Raw genomic sequence first — 14,735 nt, 5'->3', positions numbered from 1 at the left:
TCTCGGGTCGGGCCTGGTCAGCACCGTACTGCTACCCGCCGCGCCGCGGGGGAAACCCGACCGACCTGCGCCGCCTCGACCTCGGCGGGACCCCGGGGGTTCCGGTGCGATGCGGGGCCCGCTGCGGGCTAGGGTCGGTCGCGGAGGCGTTCCTCGTCTGGTGACGGGCGCGGTCTTCAACACCGACGTGACCGGGACACCCGGTCAGGCGGGTTCGATTCCCGTCCGCCTCCGCCAGCTTCCCGTCCGCCTCGACCGCGAAGGAGCCCCGTGGAGGACCCTCGTCGCCACGTGCCGCGCACCGACGCCGTGCTCGCCGAGCCGGCCGTCGCGGACGCCGCGGCCCGGCTCGGCCGCCCCCGGGTCAAGGGCGTGGTCGCCGAGGTGCTCCAGGCCTGCCGCGAGGGGGCCCTCACGCCCGCCGCCGTCGTCGCGGAGGTGCTGCAGCGGCTGCCGCGCTCGAGCACCTCGCTGCGCCCGGTCCTCAACGCGACCGGCGTCGTCGTCCACACCAACCTCGGCCGAGCCCCGCTCTCGGCGGCCGCCGTCGAGGCGCTCACCCTCGCCGCCGGCACGACGGACGTCGAGCTCGACCTCGAGACCGGCCGTCGGGGGCCTCGCGGTGCTGCGGCGCTCGAAGCCCTGCGCTGCGCCGTCCCGGACGCCGAGGACGTGCACGTCGTGAACAACGGGGCGGCCGCGGTGGCGCTCGTGGCCCGGGCCCTGGCCGCGGACCGCGAGGTGCTCGTGGCGCGCGGCGAGCTCGTCGAGATCGGTGACGGGTTCCGCATCCCCGAGCTCGTCGAGTCGCTCGGCGTGCGGCTGCGCGAGGTGGGCACGACCAACCGTGTCCGGCTCGAGGACTACGCCGCCGCGGTCGGCGAGCGGACGGCCTTCGTCCTCAAGGTGCACCCGAGCAACTTCAGGGTCGAGGGCTTCACCTCCTCCGTGGGAGTCGACCGGCTCGCGTCGCTGGGCCTGCCCGTCGTGGCAGACCTCGGCTCCGGCCTGCTCGCGCCGCACCCTCGCCTGCCGGAGGAGCCGGACGCCGCGAGTGCCCTGCGAGCCGGCGCCTCGCTCGTCACCGCCTCGGGGGACAAGCTCCTCGGGGGGCCGCAGTGTGGGCTCGTCCTCGGGCGCGGCGACCTGGTCCATGCCGTCCGCCGTCACCCGATGGCCCGGGCCGTCCGCGTCGACAAGCTGACCCTCGCCGCCCTCGAGGCCACCCTCGCCGGGCCTCCGGTGCCGGTGGCGGAGGCCCTCGCCCGACGGCAGCCGCAGCTCCAGGAGCGGGCCCGCCGGCTGGCCGCCGAGCTCGGGGGGGACGTGAGGGTCGAGACGACGGACGGGCGGGTCGGCGGCGGCGGCGCACCGGGCGTCCCCCTGCCGAGCGCCGCGCTGTCGCTCCCGGCGGCTCTCGCGCTCCCGCTGCGCCGCGGCGACCCACCCGTGGTCGGCCGGGTGCGCGACGGGCGGCTCCTGTTCGACCTGCTCACGGTGCCCGAGGCTGCCGAGCCCACCCTTCTCGAGGCGGTACGCCGCGCCCGCGCCGGCGGGGGCGGCTGAGTGCACGTCGTCGCCACCGCCGGGCACGTCGACCACGGCAAGTCCACCCTCGTGCGGGGGCTCACCGGGCAGGACCCCGACCGGCTCGCCGAGGAGGCCCGCCGGGGGCTGTCCATCGAGCTCGGCTACTGCTGGAGCGAGCTGCCGGGAGTCGGCGAGGTGGCCTTCGTCGACGTGCCGGGGCACGAGCGGTTCATCGGCACCACCCTGGCCGGGCTCGGCGCGCTGCGGGTCGCGATGCTCGTCGTCGCCGCCGACGACCCGTGGATGCCGCAGGCGGCCGAGCACCTCGCAGCGCTCGACGCCCTCGACGTCCGACACGGGCTGCTCGTCGTGACCCGGTCCGACCTCGCCGACCCCGCACCGGCGCTGGCCAGGGCGCGGGCCGAGGTGGGGCGCACGACACTTCGTGACGTGCCCGACGTCGTCGTCAGCGGGCGCACCGGCGAGGGCATGGACCGCCTCCGGGACACCCTCGCCGAGGTGCTGCGCGCGGCGCCGGGCCCGACCGGCTCGGACGTCCGGCTCTGGGTCGACCGCTGCTTCACCGTGCGCGGCGCCGGCGTCGTCGTCACCGGCACCCTGGCCTCGGGCACCGTCCGGCCCGGCGACGTCCTCGAGACCGACGAGGGCGAGGTGCGGGTCCGCGGGGTCGAGGCGCTCGGCCGCTCACGTGCGCAGGTGAGCGCACCGGCGCGGGTGGCGCTCGCTCTCGGCAGCGGCGCCCCGCGTCTGCGGCGCGGGACCCAGGTCGTGACGCCGGGCGCGCTGGTGCGGGCCGATGTCGTGGACGTCCGGGTCCGGCCGGGGGAGCGGCCGCCCGAGCGCCCTCTGCTGCACGTCGGCAGCGACCACCTCGAGGTGCGGGCCCGCCCCCTTCGCCCGGGGCTCCTCCGGCTGCGCCTCTCGCGGGCCCTCCCGCTGCGGGTCGGCGACCGGGGCGTCCTGCGCGACCCGGGGAGCCGGCGGCTGTGGGCGCTCGAGGTGCTCGACCCGGCTCCGCCGCCGCTGCAGGGGCGGGGCGCGGCCCGGCAGCGGGCGGCCGAGCTCGAGGGGCACGACGGCACCCTGGCCGGGGAGGTCTCCCGCCGTGGTCTCGTCACCCGCGAGCTGCTCCGCCGCCTCGGCACACCGGGCGACCCGCCGCCCGGTGCCCTCCTCGCGGGCGAGCACGTGCTCTCCGGCCACCGGGCCGAGGAGCTGCGGGCGGCGCTCGAGCAGGCGGTCCGGGGGTCCGGGCCGGCGGGTCTGGCCCCCGCCGCCGCCGCGCGGGCCGTGGGGGTCGAGGACGCCGAGGTCGCCCTGGCCCTGGTCCGAGCGCCGCTCTCCCTCGCCGCTGGACGCATCGTCCTCGAGGACGCCGCGGTGGCCCTCGAGGAGCACGAGAGGGACGCCCTGGCGGCCGTGCGGGCGGACCTCGAGGGCCGGCCGTTCGCGGCGCCGACCCTCGAGCGGTTGCGAGAGCTCGGCCTCGAGGGCCCCCGGCTGGATGCTCTCGTGCGGGCCGGTCACCTCGAGCGCGCCGGGCGTGGGGTCGTCCTGCTGCCCGGAGCCACCGCCGAGGCCGTCCGCCGCCTCGCTGCCCTGGCGCAGCCGTTCACCGCGGGGGAGGCGCGTGCCGCCCTGGACACCAGCCGCCGGGTCGCGCTGCCGCTCCTGGCCCACCTCGACGCGGCCGGCCTGACCAGCCGGCTCCCCGACGACCGGCGCCGGGTCAGACCGAGCCGGCCCGGGTGAGCCGCGCGAGGCCTCGGACCCGGTCGGCGAGCAGGTCGTGGGCCGACTCGAAGGCCGCCCGGGTACCCAGGGCGACGGGGTCCGGCACCGACCAGTGGGCCCAGGCCCGGCCACCCACCTCCTCGTGCGCACGGTCGCAGACGGTGACGAGCACGTCCCCCTCCCCGGTGACCTCCTCGAGACCCCGGGGAGGCACGTCCGGCAGGTCGAGCCCGTGACGTCGCGCCACCTCCAGGGCCCTTCGGTGGACCCGCTCACCCGGGTGGGTGCCGGCCGAGGTGGCGTCGACGGCGCTGGCGCGCCGCCACAGGGCCGCGGCCAGGTGGGAGCGTGCCGTGTTCGCGGTGCACACGAAGACCACCCGACGCGGGGTGGGAAACGCTGCGCTGCGGCCGTCCTCGCCGGCCCGTCGGCGGGCCTGCGAGGTGAGCCGCAGGTAGCTGCGCCTCCCGTCGCCCTCGGACCGGCGGCGCTCGAGCACGCCGGCCTCCTCGAGGGTGTGCAGGTGGTGGGCGAGCAGGTTGGAGGGCAGCCCGAGGACGGCGGCGAGCTCGGAGGGGGAGTGGTCGCTCACCGTGAGCAGGTCGACCACCCGCAGCCGGGTCGGGTCGGCCAGGGCCGCGTGCCACCGGACCCGACGGGCGATGTCGGTAGTTTGCTCACTGTTCATTGACTCAAGTTTGACTGAGATAACTGGCGTGGGTCAAGATGCCGACATGAGTGACGTGCCGGCCGAGGACCCGCTCGTCGACGACCTCGCCTACGCCTACGAGGGGGTCTTCTCCCGGGCGAGCGTGGCCGCGGCCGTCGCCGAGGCCCGTCGCCTCCTCGAGCCCCGGGCGGCCGTGCGTACCTACCTGCCGGTCCTCGTGGCCCGCCAGGCCCGCGAGCAGCTCATGGCGGCCGCGCAGGTCGAGGGGCGGGTCGCCAAGGTGGTCCCCGAGCTGCTCTTCGTGTGCGTCCACAACGCCGGGCGCTCGCAGATGGCCGCCGCCCTGGCCGAGCACCTCTCCGCCCGCCGCGTGCACGTCCGCTCCGCCGGGTCCGAGCCGGGGACGCAGGTGAACCCCGTGGTCGTCACCGCCCTGCGGGAGCGCGGGATCGAGCTCAGCGCCCCGTACCCGAAGCCGTTGTCCGACAGCGTCGTGCGGGCGGCGGACGTCATCGTCACGATGGGCTGCGGTGATGCGTGCCCGATCTACCCGGGCAAGCGCTACGAGGACTGGGACGTCGCCGACCCGGCCGGCCGGCCGCTCGAGGAGGTCCGTGACATCCGCGACGACCTCCAGGGGCGGGTCACCACCTTGCTGCGCGACATCCTCGACCGACCGTGACCACCGAAGGAGACCCCATGGCCGCGACCGCGCCCGACACCGACGTCCCCGACGACACCTCCGACAGCCACCGGCCGTCGGTGCTCTTCGTGTGCGTCCACAACGCGGGACGCTCCCAGATGGCGGCGGCCTACACGACGCACCTGTCCGGTGGCCGGGTGGAGGTGCGCTCGGCGGGGTCCGAACCGGCGGAGCAGGTCAACCCCGCGGCGGTGGCGGCGATGGCCGAGGAGGGCATCGACATCACCGCCGAGCGGCCCACAGTGCTCACCGCGGACGCCGTGCGCGTCTCCGACGTCGTCGTCACCATGGGATGCGGTGACACCTGCCCCGTCTTCCCGGGGACGCGCTACGAGGACTGGGTGCTCGAGGACCCGGCGGGCAAGGGGCTCGAGGCGGTGCGACCCATCCGGGACGAGATCCGCGCCCGCGTCGTCGCCCTGCTCGGGCAGCTCGGGGTGCCCGAGGCCGCCGCGGCCGGCTAGAGGCTGTAGGAGTAGACCCGCGAGAGCACGAGTCCCGCGGCGCCGAGGATCGTCGACTCGTCCGAGGGCTCGGCGAGGATGACGACCGGAGCCGCCCCGCGGTGCGGGGCCGACCGCTCGAGGTGCCCCGCGATGCGCGCACGCATCTCCTCCCCGCCGCCGACGGCGTCCCCGTGGACGATGTAGTGGCCGAGCCCGAGCAGCTGGTCGAGGTTGGCCATCCCCTCGGCGATGTTGCGGGCGTACCGGTCGAGCACGTCCTCGGCCGGTTGCGAGCCCTCACGCGCCAGGCGGGTGAGCCGGGCACTCGAGGCCGAGGACGGCTCGGGCACGCCGGCCCGGGCCGACTCCGCGCGCAGCCAGGGCAGCGTGGCGACGGTCTCCCAGCACCCCCGGCGCCCGCACTCGCACCGGGTGCCCCGGGCGTCGAGGACCATGTGCCCGGCCTCGCCCCCGGCGCCGTCCGGCCCCCGGACGACGTGCCCGGACATGACCATCCCGGCGCCGAGCACCTCACCGGTGAAGACGGAGACGAAGTCCTCGAGGTCGCGGCCGAGGCCGAACCACTGATCACCGATGGCCTGGACGCGGGGGTGGTGGTCGACGTAGACCGGCACGTCGAACCAGGCGGTGACGTGCTCGGCCAGGGGTAGCCCGTTGAGCGAGGGCGCCCGGTGGCTCGCGAGCACCCGCCCCTCGCTCGTGTCGATCATCCCGGCCATCCCGACCCCGATGCCGAGCAGCGACTCGCCGCGGAAGAGCCCCAGGGCCTCCCGAAGGGTGCCGAGGACGTCGTCCACGTCGCGGCCGTCGGTGAACGCGACGTCGCGGCGGCGCAGGACCGAGCCGTCCTTGGCGACGAGGGCGACGGTCACGGCGTCGGCGGCGAGGTAGACCGCCCCGATGGTCGTGTCCGAGCCGAACCACAGCGGCTTCGGCGGCTTGCCGCCCTGGGCGGACGCGGCCCGCTGCGGCAGCTCGCGCAGCGCGGCGTCGGTGAGCAGCGGCTGGACGACGGCGGTGATCGTCGCGCGGCTCACCCCGAGGTGACGTGCCAGCTGCGAGCGGCTGAGCGGACCGTGCCGGTAGAGGGCCCGCATGACCCTCGCCCGGTTGACCCCGCCGACGTCCGTGGAGCTCACGAGGTGGTCGAGCGGGCCGCTCATCGGTGCTCCTTGGACGGGGTCGGCCGTGACCGGCCTCGGGCTGCGCCCCCATGCTCGCGCACGGGCGCCAGAAACATCCACCGAACCTCTTTACAGCCCATCATCAGGTTTGTAGTGTTCCACGACATACCTACCGGCGGGACCGTGACCCCCGTCCGGCCCACCCCGAGGAAGGCCACAGATGACTGACCGGCTCCACGTCGCCGTCGTCGGCGGAGGCATCCGTGGGCGCATGTACGGCGCCGTCGTGCAGGAGCACCCGGGCAGCACGCTCGTCGGCGTCTGCGAGACCGCGCCCGCCGCCTCGGCCGCCGTCGCCGAGCAGTTCGCCGTCCCGGTGCGTGCCTCGCTGGCCGAGCTGCTCGAGCACGTGGACGCGGTGGACGCGGTCATCGTGGCCACCCCCGACTTCGCCCACCGGGAGGCGGGGGAGCTGGCGCTCTCCCACGGCCTGCACACCCTGTTCGAGAAGCCGCTCGCGACGACCGTCGAGGACGCCCGGGCCCTGCGGGACGCCCGGCCGGCCGGCGTGCACTCGATGGTCGGCTTCGAGAACCGGTGGAACCCCAGCTTCCAGAGCGTGCGGGCAGCGCTGCACGAGAGCGGCGAGGCCTTCCTCGCCCAGCGCGCGGCCCTGCAGGACACCCACTGGGTCCCTCGGGAGATGCTCGCGTGGAGCTCGCGCTCGACGCCGGCCTGGTTCCTCATGCCACACAGCCTCGACATGGCCATGTGGCTCTCGGGGAGCACCCCCGTGGAGGTGTTCGCCCGCGGGGTGCGGACCGTCCTGGCCGCCGACGGCATCGACACCTGGGACCGGGTGAGCGCCTCGTTCGTCATGTCGGACGGCTCGCTGGTCACGCTCGACTCCGGGTGGGCGCTGCCGACGGGACGCCCGGCCGTCTTCGACTTCCGCTTCGAGGTGGAGACCCGCGCGGGCCACTACCTCGTCGACGTCGACCGCTCGGGGGTCACCCGGGTGACCGACACCGGGCTGACCTACCTCGGCCCACCGGAGCACGACCTGCGCGGACGCCTGCGTGGCGCGCCGGTCGAGATGACCCGCGACTTCATCGACCTGTGCCGGGGCGCCGACGTCGACGTCCCCTCCCTCGACCACGGTGTCACGGTCACCACCGCGATCGAGGCTCTCCACCGTTCCCTCGCGACCGGCCAGAACATCCGCATCGACGACTAAGGACCCGCCATGCCTGCTCCGCACCGCACCCTGACCCGTCGCGCCCTCATGGGTGGTGGGCTCGTCCTCGGTGGCGCCACCCTCGCAGGGTGTGTCAGCCCGTCCGGCTCCTCCGACACCGCGTCCTCGGGCGCGCTCGAGGCCACCGGCGACGCCGGCGGGGAGATCTCCATCCTCGACGACAACACCAACTCGGTCTTCAAGAACGGTCTCATCGACACGTTCCAGGAGCAGACGGGCATCACCGTCAAGAACTACGAGATGGCCAACTTCAACGACCTGCACGACCGCTTCGCGACGATGTTCGCGGGCGAGGACTCCTCCTACGACGTCATCATGACCTGGGCGGGCTGGTCGGCCGAGTTCGGCCAGGCCGGCTGGCTGCAGGAGATCTCCCAGGACGCGTTGCCGAGCGACGTCATCCGCCCGGCCCTCGACGCCGTCTCGTGGGACGGGAAGGTGTACGGGCTGCCGAAGTTCGCCAGCGTGCAGACGATGTTCTGGAACAAGGAGCACTTCGAGCGGGCCGGCCTCGACCCCGACGCCGGCCCCCAGAGCTGGGAGGAGTTCGTCGCCGCGGCCAAGAAGCTGACGACCGACGGCCGCTACGGGTACACGTGCGACATGGGCAACCCCGCCGGTGCCTACCAGAACTTCCTGCGCACGATGCTCCTGTGCGGTGGCGAGCTCTACGACAGCGACTGGACCCCGCAGCTGGACAGCGAGGCCGGGGTGGAGGCGATGAGCAAGCTCGTCGAGCTCTTCCGCGTCCACAAGGCGATGGACCCCGCCTCGCTGCAGATCACCAACGCCTCCGACCTCGTCGAGGTGTTCGCCCAGGGCAACACCTCTATCGTCTTCAACTGGCCCTTCCAGTGGTCCGTGGCCACCCAGAAGGGCGCCAAGACCTCGGCCGAGACCGTGGGCAACGGGCTCCTGCCGGGCGTCAACGTCCGCTCGGCCTCCATCGACGGCTCCGAGGGGTACGCGATCAGCAGGTTCTCCGAGAACAAGGCGGCGGCGATGAAGTGGCTGGAGTTCGCCTCGAGCGCCACCTCGCAGACCGAGATCGTGCAGCAGGAGGGCTGGTTCCCGGTCTCCCAGGAGATCCTCCAGGACCCGGCCACTCTCGAGGCGCTCCCGGTCGTCGAGACCTACCAGAAGTCGACCGAGTACGTGACCAAGCGCTACGGCACCCCCTGGTCCAACGAGCTCGACCAGCTGCTCAGCGTCCACGTCAACCGGGCGATGAACGGCAAGGAGGAGCCCCAGGAGGCCATGACCGCGGCCCAGCAGGAGCTCGAGCCCATCGTCGAGAAGTACCTGGGCTGAGCGATGGCGGTGCGGTCGGGGCGATCGGCGATCGAGCGGGGCGACCGGCGCTTCGCGCTGCTCGCGGCCACCCCGGCCGCGCTGACCATCGCCGCACTGTTCGTCTACCCGCTCGGCTACGCCGTCGTCCTCAGCCTCTACGAGCTCAACGACAAGCGACCCGCGGCCACCCGGGTCGTCGGGCTGGCGAACTACCTCCAGCTGCTCGGTGACGAGAAGTTCCTCGCGTCCCTGGCCCGCACCGGCGTGTTCTGTCTGTTCACCGTCTTCGGCGGGGTGGCCCTGGCGGTCGGCCTCGGCGTGCTGCTCAACCAGCCCTTCCGCGGACGCCTCGCGGCGCGGGTCCTCCTGCTCGTGCCGTGGGCCGTGCCGCCGGTGGTCAACGGGATCATGTGGAAGCTCGTCTTCGACGGCTCCTACGGCGTGGCCAACAGCGTCCTGATGACCCTCGGCATCGTCGACCACCGGGTCCAGTGGCTCGCCGTGCCCGACCTGACGATGGGCGTGCTCGTCTTCGCCGAGCTGTGGAAGCTGACCCCGTTCCTCACCCTCATGGTCATCGCGTCGCTGCAGTCCATCCCCGCCTCGATGTACCGGGCCGCGAGCATCGACGGGGCCGGCTCGTGGCAGCGGTTCTGGCGGATGACGGTGCCGAACCTGCGCGGGACCATCATGTTCCTGCTCATCGTGCAGTCGATGTGGAGCATCAAGGTGTTCGACAGCATCTACGTCCTCACCGGCGGCTCCGGTGGCCCGGCCGGGGCGACGACGACGGTGAACTTCCTCGCCTACCTGACGACCTTCAGCTACCTCGACCGGGGCTACGGCGCCGCGATGTCCATCGCCATCATGGTGCTCGTCGCCGTCGTCACGGCCTTCTGGGTCCTCGTCCTCGGCCGTCGGGGCAAGGAGGCCTCGCGATGAGCGCGCTCTCGGGCCGCCGGCGCTGGACCGTCGGCCGGGTCGCCCACCGCCTCGCGGTCGCCGTCCTCGTCCTGTGGCTCGTCGCGCCGTTCGCCTGGATGGTCGTCTACAGCGTCTACCCCTCGACGAACCTGCGCGCGACCCCGATGAGCTTCGACCCCGGCGACCTCACCCTCACCGAGTACGCCGACCTGCTCAGCGACCCCTCGTTCCTGCTGCCCATGCGCAACTCGGCGGTCGTCGGGGCGGCGACGACGGTGCTGTGCATGCTGCTCGGGAGTCTCGCCGCGTACTCGATCTCGCGCTTCCGCTTCCGTGGCAGCCAGACCCTGCTGCTGTCGATGATGACGGTGCAGGCGATCCCCGCCATCGTGCTCGCGGTACCGCTGTTCGTCCTCATGCGTGACTTCGGGCTGTACGACACCCTGGTCGGCCTCGTGCTCACCTATGCGGCGTTCATCCTGCCCCTCGTCATCTGGATGATGGTGAGCTTCTTCGACTCGATCCCGGTCAACCTGGAGAAGGCGGCCCGGATCGACGGCTGCGGGCGGCTCGGCGTCCTGCGCCGGGTCGTGCTGCCGCTGTCCGGGCCGGGCTTCGCGGCCACCGCCATCTTCGCCTTCATCACCGCGTGGAGCGACTTCTTCCTCGCCAAGATCCTCACCGGGCCGGACGCCGAGACGCTCCCGGTCCGGACCGCCTCGTTCCAGGGGCTGTTCGCGATGGACTACACCGCGGCCGCGACGGCCGGGGTCATCACCGCCCTGCCCGTGCTGGCGCTCGCTCTCGTGGCCCAGCGGTGGATCGTCCAGGGCATCACCGAAGGGGCCGTCAAGGGTTGACCATGGCAGACATCCGGTTCGAGCACGTGAGCAAGCGCTACCCCGGCAAGGGCGAGGAGCCCGCCGTCCGGGACCTGTCCTACACCATCCGCAGCGGGCACTTCGTCTCGCTGCTCGGCCCCTCCGGGTGCGGCAAGTCGACGACCCTCAACATGATCGCCGGCCTCGAGGGGGTGACCGAGGGCGAGATCAGCATCGGCGGCCGGCCGGTGCACGACGTCGAGCCCCACCAGCGCGACCTCGCGTTCGTCTTCCAGGACTACGCCCTCTACCCCCACCTGGACGTCTACGGGAACATCGCCTTCGGGCTGCGCATGCGCAAGATGGACCGGGCCGAGATCGACGCGCGGGTCACCGACGCGGCGGAGCGGCTCGAGATCACCGCGCAGCTGCGCAAGAAGCCGCGGTCGCTCTCCGGTGGGCAGCGTCAGCGGGTCGCCCTCGCCCGCGCCATCGCTCGCCGTCCCGCGGTGCTCCTGTTCGACGAGCCCCTCTCCAACCTCGACGCCCTGCTGCGGGACCGCACCCGCGAGGAGCTCAAGGTCCTCCACGCCGAGGTCGGAGCGACCACGGTGTACGTCACGCACGACCAGGAGGAGGCGATGTCGCTTTCGGACGAGATCGCCGTCATGAGCCGGGGGCGGCTGGAGCAGTACGGCACGCCGAGTGAGATCTACCAGCGCCCGGCCACCGAGTTCGTCGCGTCGTTCGTCGGGAAGCCGCAGATGAACCTCCTCACGGTCCGGACCACCCACGAGGGCCTCCACCTGGCCGAGGGGTGGCAGCTGCGGCACGACCACGACCTCGGGGAGGGGCGCGTCGTGCGGCTCGGGCTGCGTCCCAACGAGTGCGACCTGCTGCGCCCGGAGCCGGGCGCGCCGGCCACGGGGACGGTCAGGGTCACCGAGCCCCTCGGCAGCCACACCGACCTCGTCGTCGACACCGCACGCGGCGCCTTCCGGGTCCGGGTCTCCGGCTTCACCGACCTGCGCCCGGGGGACCCCGTCCGGGTCGCCGCCGAGGGGGCGCTGCCCCACCTGTTCGACGTCGACAGCGGCGCCCGCCTGGGCTGATGCTGCCGGCACAGGCGGTCAGCCGGCCGCCCCCCGCTGCCCTCGCTCCGTGGCTCCTGCGGCCGCGGGGGCCTCGGGGAGGACCCGGTCGACGAGCTGCCGGCTCACGGGTGTCGGGTCCTCGGCCATGCGCAGACCGAGCACGGTGTTGACGAGCATCCCCCGGGCCATGAAGTCGTCGGTCTGGGCCGGCGGGAGGCCTGCCTCGTCGAGGAGGAACTGGACCAGCTGGCGGAAGCCGGCACGGGCTGCCGGCCCGATCACCGGGTCGGCGCCGAGGGCGTACGCGTGCATCTGGACCAGGTGGATCTCCCGGCGCGCCGCGAGCGCCCGGTAGGCCTCCCCGAGGCGGACCACCACGACGGCCCGGGACTCCTCCCGCGAGTCCTCCACGACGTGGCGGAAGGCGGCGAGGGTGAGCTCCAGCGCCTGCTGGGTCACGGCGAGGAAGAGCTGCTGCTTGCTGCCGAACATCCGCACGACGTAGGGCTGGCTGATCCCCGCCTCCCGGGCGATCTCGTCGGTCGTCGCCCCGTGGTACCCCCGCCGTCCGAAGACCCGGGTGGCCGCGAGGACCGTCGCCTCGCGTCGCTCGTCGGCCGACATCCGGGGTGCTCGGGTCATGCCGTCATGCTACGGTCTACGTAGTAATCATTCAATTACTACTGGAGCCGACATGACCGAGCCTGCCGTGCCCTCTCGTCTCACCGGTGCCCGCCTCGCCGGGATGCTGGCCACTCAGGTCCTCGTCGGGGTCGTCGTCGCCACCGCCTTCGTCGGGCTGTACGTCGGCCTGCAGCGCGACCCCAGGCCGCACGGCCTTCCGGTCGCCGTCAGCGGCGCCTCCCTCGGCGAGGTCGCCGGGCACGCGGCGCCGGACGGCGTGGTCGTCCACGTCTACGCCTCGGCCGAGGAGGCCCGGCGGGCAGTGCGTGCCCACGAGGCGGTCGCGGCGCTCACCCCGGCGTCCGCGCCGGGGTCGCTCGAGCTCTCGGTCGCGGGAGCGGACGGGCGCAGCGCCGTCGGTGCGGCCACCGCCAGCGCCGAGGTGCTGGCCCGGGTGAGCGGCCAGCGGCTGAGCGGTTCGATCGACCTCGTGCCTCTCGTCGAGCACGACCAGCAGGGACTCGTGGGCTTCTACATCGTCTTCGGGGTGACCCTGGCCTCCTTCGTCCTGGCGCAGGTCATGGTCTCCGTCGGCGCTCTCGTGCGCCTGCGCTGGCGGGTCCTCACCCTGCTCGTCGGTGCCGTGGCCAGCGCCGTCGCCGTGGCGGTCCTCGCGGGCCCGGTCTTCGGTGCCACGCCGGCGTCCGGGCCGGTCCTCGTCGGCGTCCTCGTCCTCCTCGCGACCGCGGTCTCCCTCTCGACCCTGGCGGTGGCCGCCCTCGTCGGGCCGATGGGCAACGTGCTCGCCACGCTGGTCTTCACCACACTGGGCAACGCGACGAGCGGCGCCACCGTGAGCGCCTACCTCATGCCCGCCCTCGTCGCGGCGGTGGGGCGCGCTCTCCCGCCCGGTGCGGCGTTCCGCGCACTCGTGGACGCGGGGTACTACGGCCGCGACGGGATGTCCCGAGAGCTCGTCGTGCTCGCGGCTTGGGCGCTCGCGGCCGGCGGGCTGCTCCTGCTGCACCACCGACCGCGCGCCGCCGGGAACCGACGCACCCTCGACGTTCCCGCCTGACGCCGGCGCCCGGGGCCCACACCAGAGCCTCGGGGGCGCCCCCTCACTCCGGTACCTGGGCTCGTGGCACCGGTGTCCCGCAACCCGTGTCTCTGCTGTCCCGGGGCCTCGCCCGAACTATCATCGGCATGACGACGGCCGTGGGAAAGGTGCTCTACGTGGCTCTGAGGGACTCCCAGAAACGGAGATGACATGCGCCAAGAGGCACGGTCTCCCGATGGCCGAAGACTGCAGGTTGCCGTTGTTCCGACGTGGTTTCCGCTGCGCATCACCAACACCCCCGGAACAGGAATAGTCGACAACCTGATCTGGACGATATACCTCGAGATTCGACAGGCCACAGCTCGGCGGTGGAAGGTCGGTGTCGTGGAGGCTCGCCGAATGGGCAGTGACCGAGTGTTGTACCAGAGGCGACTGCGCCGCGGCGAGTCGCGTGAAGATGCTCTTCAGGCGCTGGTGGCCGAGTGTCAGGAATCCGGGCCTCCGACAGCTTCGCAGAAGTAGTCGAGGTGCGTACTCGCCGCCCTAGATCGCCTGTTCACGTCGCAGGTCTGAATTCGTGCGCACCAGACGACAGGTCCGGAAGAACTGCTGCGACTTCCGTACGACCAGCCAGGCGAGCGTCAACCGTGCCGTGGAGGACGGGTGAGCCAAGATCCAGCTCACGGATCACGCCCTGAGTGGGGTCAGAGCGTTGGTGTGCGAGCACGCCTTCTACGCCGACGCGGTCGACACAGACCAGTTGCGGGAGCGACTGGAGCCATCGAGCAGAAGCCACCGAACCGCTCACGGTCGAACCATCGACCTCTTCGTCGTTCCGGTGACCTCCCCTGTCGTTGCGGATGTCCACGACTCCGCGATTGCTTCGTAGCCACCGGCGGCGTCTGCTGCGTCACGCTGGACCGAACAGACGATCTCTACCCGACGGGCCGATGGCCTGGGAAAACGAAGGAACCCCGGTCCACGAGGACCAGGGTTCCACCATGAATCTCTTGGTCGGGGTGACAGTGTTGAGTCTCAGGACATCCCGGACAGGTGTCTCAAGACATCCCGGACACTGACGCGGGACGCTGGGGTGGGTGTCGAAAGCCCGTCTGGTGATCACAGCCGTCGTTCAGCAGCACCGCTCCGTGGCCGAGGTCGCTGCGAGCTACGGAGTCTCGAGGTCGTGGGCGTACGAGCTGGTGGCCCGCTACCGGGTCGAGGGTGAGGCGGCGTTCGAGCCGCGTTCGCGTCGGTCGCGCACCTCGCCGCGCGCGGTCCCCGGCGAGGTGGTCGAGGCGGTCCTGGCTCAGCGGGACCGGCTGACCACTTCCGGGCACGACGCCGGCCCGGAGACGATCGCCTGGCACGTGGAACAGGCCGGGGTCCACGCCCCGTCGCGGGCGACGATC

General features: G+C 73.0%; 14 protein-coding genes and 1 tRNA gene. 12 read left to right on the top strand and 3 right to left on the bottom strand.

Annotated features, from left to right (window positions below; all coding sequences use genetic code 11):
- Positions 1 to 142: 142 nt before the first annotated feature.
- The 3 genes from G8D98_RS14180 to G8D98_RS14170 all read left to right on the top strand — a co-directional run bounded on the left by G8D98_RS14180 (position 143) and on the right by G8D98_RS14170 (position 3,303).
- Positions 143 to 237 (top strand) — tRNA-Sec (locus G8D98_RS14180).
- A 33-nt stretch (positions 238 to 270) separates the two neighbouring features.
- The gene (gene selA, locus G8D98_RS14175) at positions 271 to 1,566 is read left to right on the top strand and encodes an L-seryl-tRNA(Sec) selenium transferase (protein WP_166104768.1); all 1,296 of its coding nucleotides are present in this window, start codon (positions 271 to 273) and stop codon (positions 1,564 to 1,566) included.
- The gene (locus G8D98_RS14170) at positions 1,567 to 3,303 is read left to right on the top strand and encodes a SelB domain-containing protein (RefSeq protein WP_166104765.1); all 1,737 of its coding nucleotides are present in this window, start codon (positions 1,567 to 1,569) and stop codon (positions 3,301 to 3,303) included.
- Here the strand turns inward: G8D98_RS14170 and G8D98_RS14165 are convergent.
- Entirely contained in the window at positions 3,281 to 3,973 is a 693-nt protein-coding gene (locus tag G8D98_RS14165; protein WP_166104762.1) for an arsenate reductase/protein-tyrosine-phosphatase family protein, read from the bottom strand. The genes G8D98_RS14170 and G8D98_RS14165 overlap by 23 nt on opposite strands.
- A 46-nt stretch (positions 3,974 to 4,019) precedes the next feature.
- Here G8D98_RS14165 and G8D98_RS14160 point away from each other — a divergent pair, with 46 nt between their 5' ends.
- The gene (locus G8D98_RS14160; protein ID WP_166104760.1) at positions 4,020 to 4,637 is read left to right on the top strand and encodes an arsenate reductase ArsC; all 618 of its coding nucleotides are present in this window, start codon (positions 4,020 to 4,022) and stop codon (positions 4,635 to 4,637) included.
- A 17-nt stretch (positions 4,638 to 4,654) separates the two neighbouring features.
- On the top strand, positions 4,655 to 5,122 hold the full coding sequence (locus tag G8D98_RS14155) for an arsenate reductase ArsC (protein ID WP_166104757.1): 468 nt from the start codon (positions 4,655 to 4,657) through the stop codon (positions 5,120 to 5,122).
- Here G8D98_RS14155 and G8D98_RS14150 read toward each other — a convergent pair.
- Positions 5,119 to 6,288, bottom strand: coding sequence for an ROK family transcriptional regulator (locus G8D98_RS14150; protein WP_166104754.1), 1,170 nt, complete (start codon positions 6,286 to 6,288; stop codon positions 5,119 to 5,121). The two genes, G8D98_RS14155 and G8D98_RS14150, sit on opposite strands and share 4 nt — an antisense overlap.
- 181 nt (positions 6,289 to 6,469) lie before the next feature.
- On the opposite strand from G8D98_RS14150, the gene G8D98_RS14145 reads away from it, so the two are divergent.
- The 5 genes from G8D98_RS14145 to G8D98_RS14125 are packed head-to-tail and all read left to right on the top strand — an operon-like array spanning position 6,470 to position 11,657.
- Positions 6,470 to 7,486 (top strand): Gfo/Idh/MocA family protein, encoded by a 1,017-nt coding sequence (locus G8D98_RS14145; protein ID WP_166104751.1) that lies wholly within the window; start codon positions 6,470 to 6,472, stop codon positions 7,484 to 7,486.
- Positions 7,487 to 7,495: 9 nt separating this feature from the next.
- Positions 7,496 to 8,818 (top strand): ABC transporter substrate-binding protein, encoded by a 1,323-nt coding sequence (locus G8D98_RS14140; RefSeq protein WP_166104747.1) that lies wholly within the window; start codon positions 7,496 to 7,498, stop codon positions 8,816 to 8,818.
- Positions 8,819 to 8,821: 3 nt separating this feature from the next.
- Positions 8,822 to 9,742 carry a carbohydrate ABC transporter permease gene (locus G8D98_RS14135; RefSeq protein ID WP_166104744.1) on the top strand — a complete coding sequence of 307 codons (921 nt, stop codon included), beginning with the start codon at positions 8,822 to 8,824 and terminating at the stop codon, positions 9,740 to 9,742.
- Positions 9,739 to 10,584, top strand: coding sequence for a carbohydrate ABC transporter permease (locus G8D98_RS14130; RefSeq protein WP_166104741.1), 846 nt, complete (start codon positions 9,739 to 9,741; stop codon positions 10,582 to 10,584). The genes G8D98_RS14135 and G8D98_RS14130 overlap by 4 nt, the downstream gene beginning before the upstream one ends.
- A 2-nt stretch (positions 10,585 to 10,586) precedes the next feature.
- On the top strand, positions 10,587 to 11,657 hold the full coding sequence (locus G8D98_RS14125) for an ABC transporter ATP-binding protein (protein WP_166104738.1): 1,071 nt from the start codon (positions 10,587 to 10,589) through the stop codon (positions 11,655 to 11,657).
- A gap of 18 nt (positions 11,658 to 11,675) precedes the next feature.
- Here G8D98_RS14125 and G8D98_RS14120 read toward each other — a convergent pair whose 3' ends face one another.
- On the bottom strand, positions 11,676 to 12,281 hold the full coding sequence (locus G8D98_RS14120; protein WP_166104736.1) for a TetR/AcrR family transcriptional regulator: 606 nt from the start codon (positions 12,279 to 12,281) through the stop codon (positions 11,676 to 11,678).
- Between the two features lie 52 nt (positions 12,282 to 12,333).
- Between G8D98_RS14120 and G8D98_RS14115 the strand changes: the two genes are divergently transcribed.
- Both G8D98_RS14115 and G8D98_RS14110 read left to right on the top strand, forming a co-directional pair.
- Positions 12,334 to 13,341 (top strand): hypothetical protein, encoded by a 1,008-nt coding sequence (locus tag G8D98_RS14115; RefSeq protein ID WP_166104733.1) that lies wholly within the window; start codon positions 12,334 to 12,336, stop codon positions 13,339 to 13,341.
- A gap of 1,079 nt (positions 13,342 to 14,420) precedes the next feature.
- Positions 14,421 to 14,735: helix-turn-helix domain-containing protein (locus tag G8D98_RS14110; RefSeq protein ID WP_338088791.1), on the top strand; the 315-nt coding region annotated here is incomplete at its 3' end.

The sequence above is a fragment of the Phycicoccus endophyticus genome, from assembly GCF_011326735.1.
Lineage (GTDB): Bacteria > Actinomycetota > Actinomycetes > Actinomycetales > Dermatophilaceae > Phycicoccus > Phycicoccus endophyticus.
Note: the sequence above shows the minus strand (reverse complement) of the source record. Positions and strands in the feature narration are given on the sequence as shown.

Coding starts and splice junctions, on each gene's coding strand:
- G8D98_RS14120 (WP_166104736.1), bottom strand. CDS start 12,281: ATGACCCGAGCACCCCGGATGTCGGCCGACGAGCGACGCGAGGCGACG.
- G8D98_RS14150 (WP_166104754.1), bottom strand. CDS start 6,288: ATGAGCGGCCCGCTCGACCACCTCGTGAGCTCCACGGACGTCGGCGGG.
- G8D98_RS14165 (WP_166104762.1), bottom strand. CDS start 3,973: ATGAACAGTGAGCAAACTACCGACATCGCCCGTCGGGTCCGGTGGCAC.
- G8D98_RS14115 (WP_166104733.1), top strand. CDS start 12,334: ATGACCGAGCCTGCCGTGCCCTCTCGTCTCACCGGTGCCCGCCTCGCC.
- G8D98_RS14135 (WP_166104744.1), top strand. CDS start 8,822: ATGGCGGTGCGGTCGGGGCGATCGGCGATCGAGCGGGGCGACCGGCGC.
- G8D98_RS14125 (WP_166104738.1), top strand. CDS start 10,587: ATGGCAGACATCCGGTTCGAGCACGTGAGCAAGCGCTACCCCGGCAAG.
- G8D98_RS14140 (WP_166104747.1), top strand. CDS start 7,496: ATGCCTGCTCCGCACCGCACCCTGACCCGTCGCGCCCTCATGGGTGGT.
- G8D98_RS14130 (WP_166104741.1), top strand. CDS start 9,739: ATGAGCGCGCTCTCGGGCCGCCGGCGCTGGACCGTCGGCCGGGTCGCC.
- G8D98_RS14155 (WP_166104757.1), top strand. CDS start 4,655: ATGGCCGCGACCGCGCCCGACACCGACGTCCCCGACGACACCTCCGAC.
- G8D98_RS14145 (WP_166104751.1), top strand. CDS start 6,470: ATGACTGACCGGCTCCACGTCGCCGTCGTCGGCGGAGGCATCCGTGGG.
- G8D98_RS14160 (WP_166104760.1), top strand. CDS start 4,020: ATGAGTGACGTGCCGGCCGAGGACCCGCTCGTCGACGACCTCGCCTAC.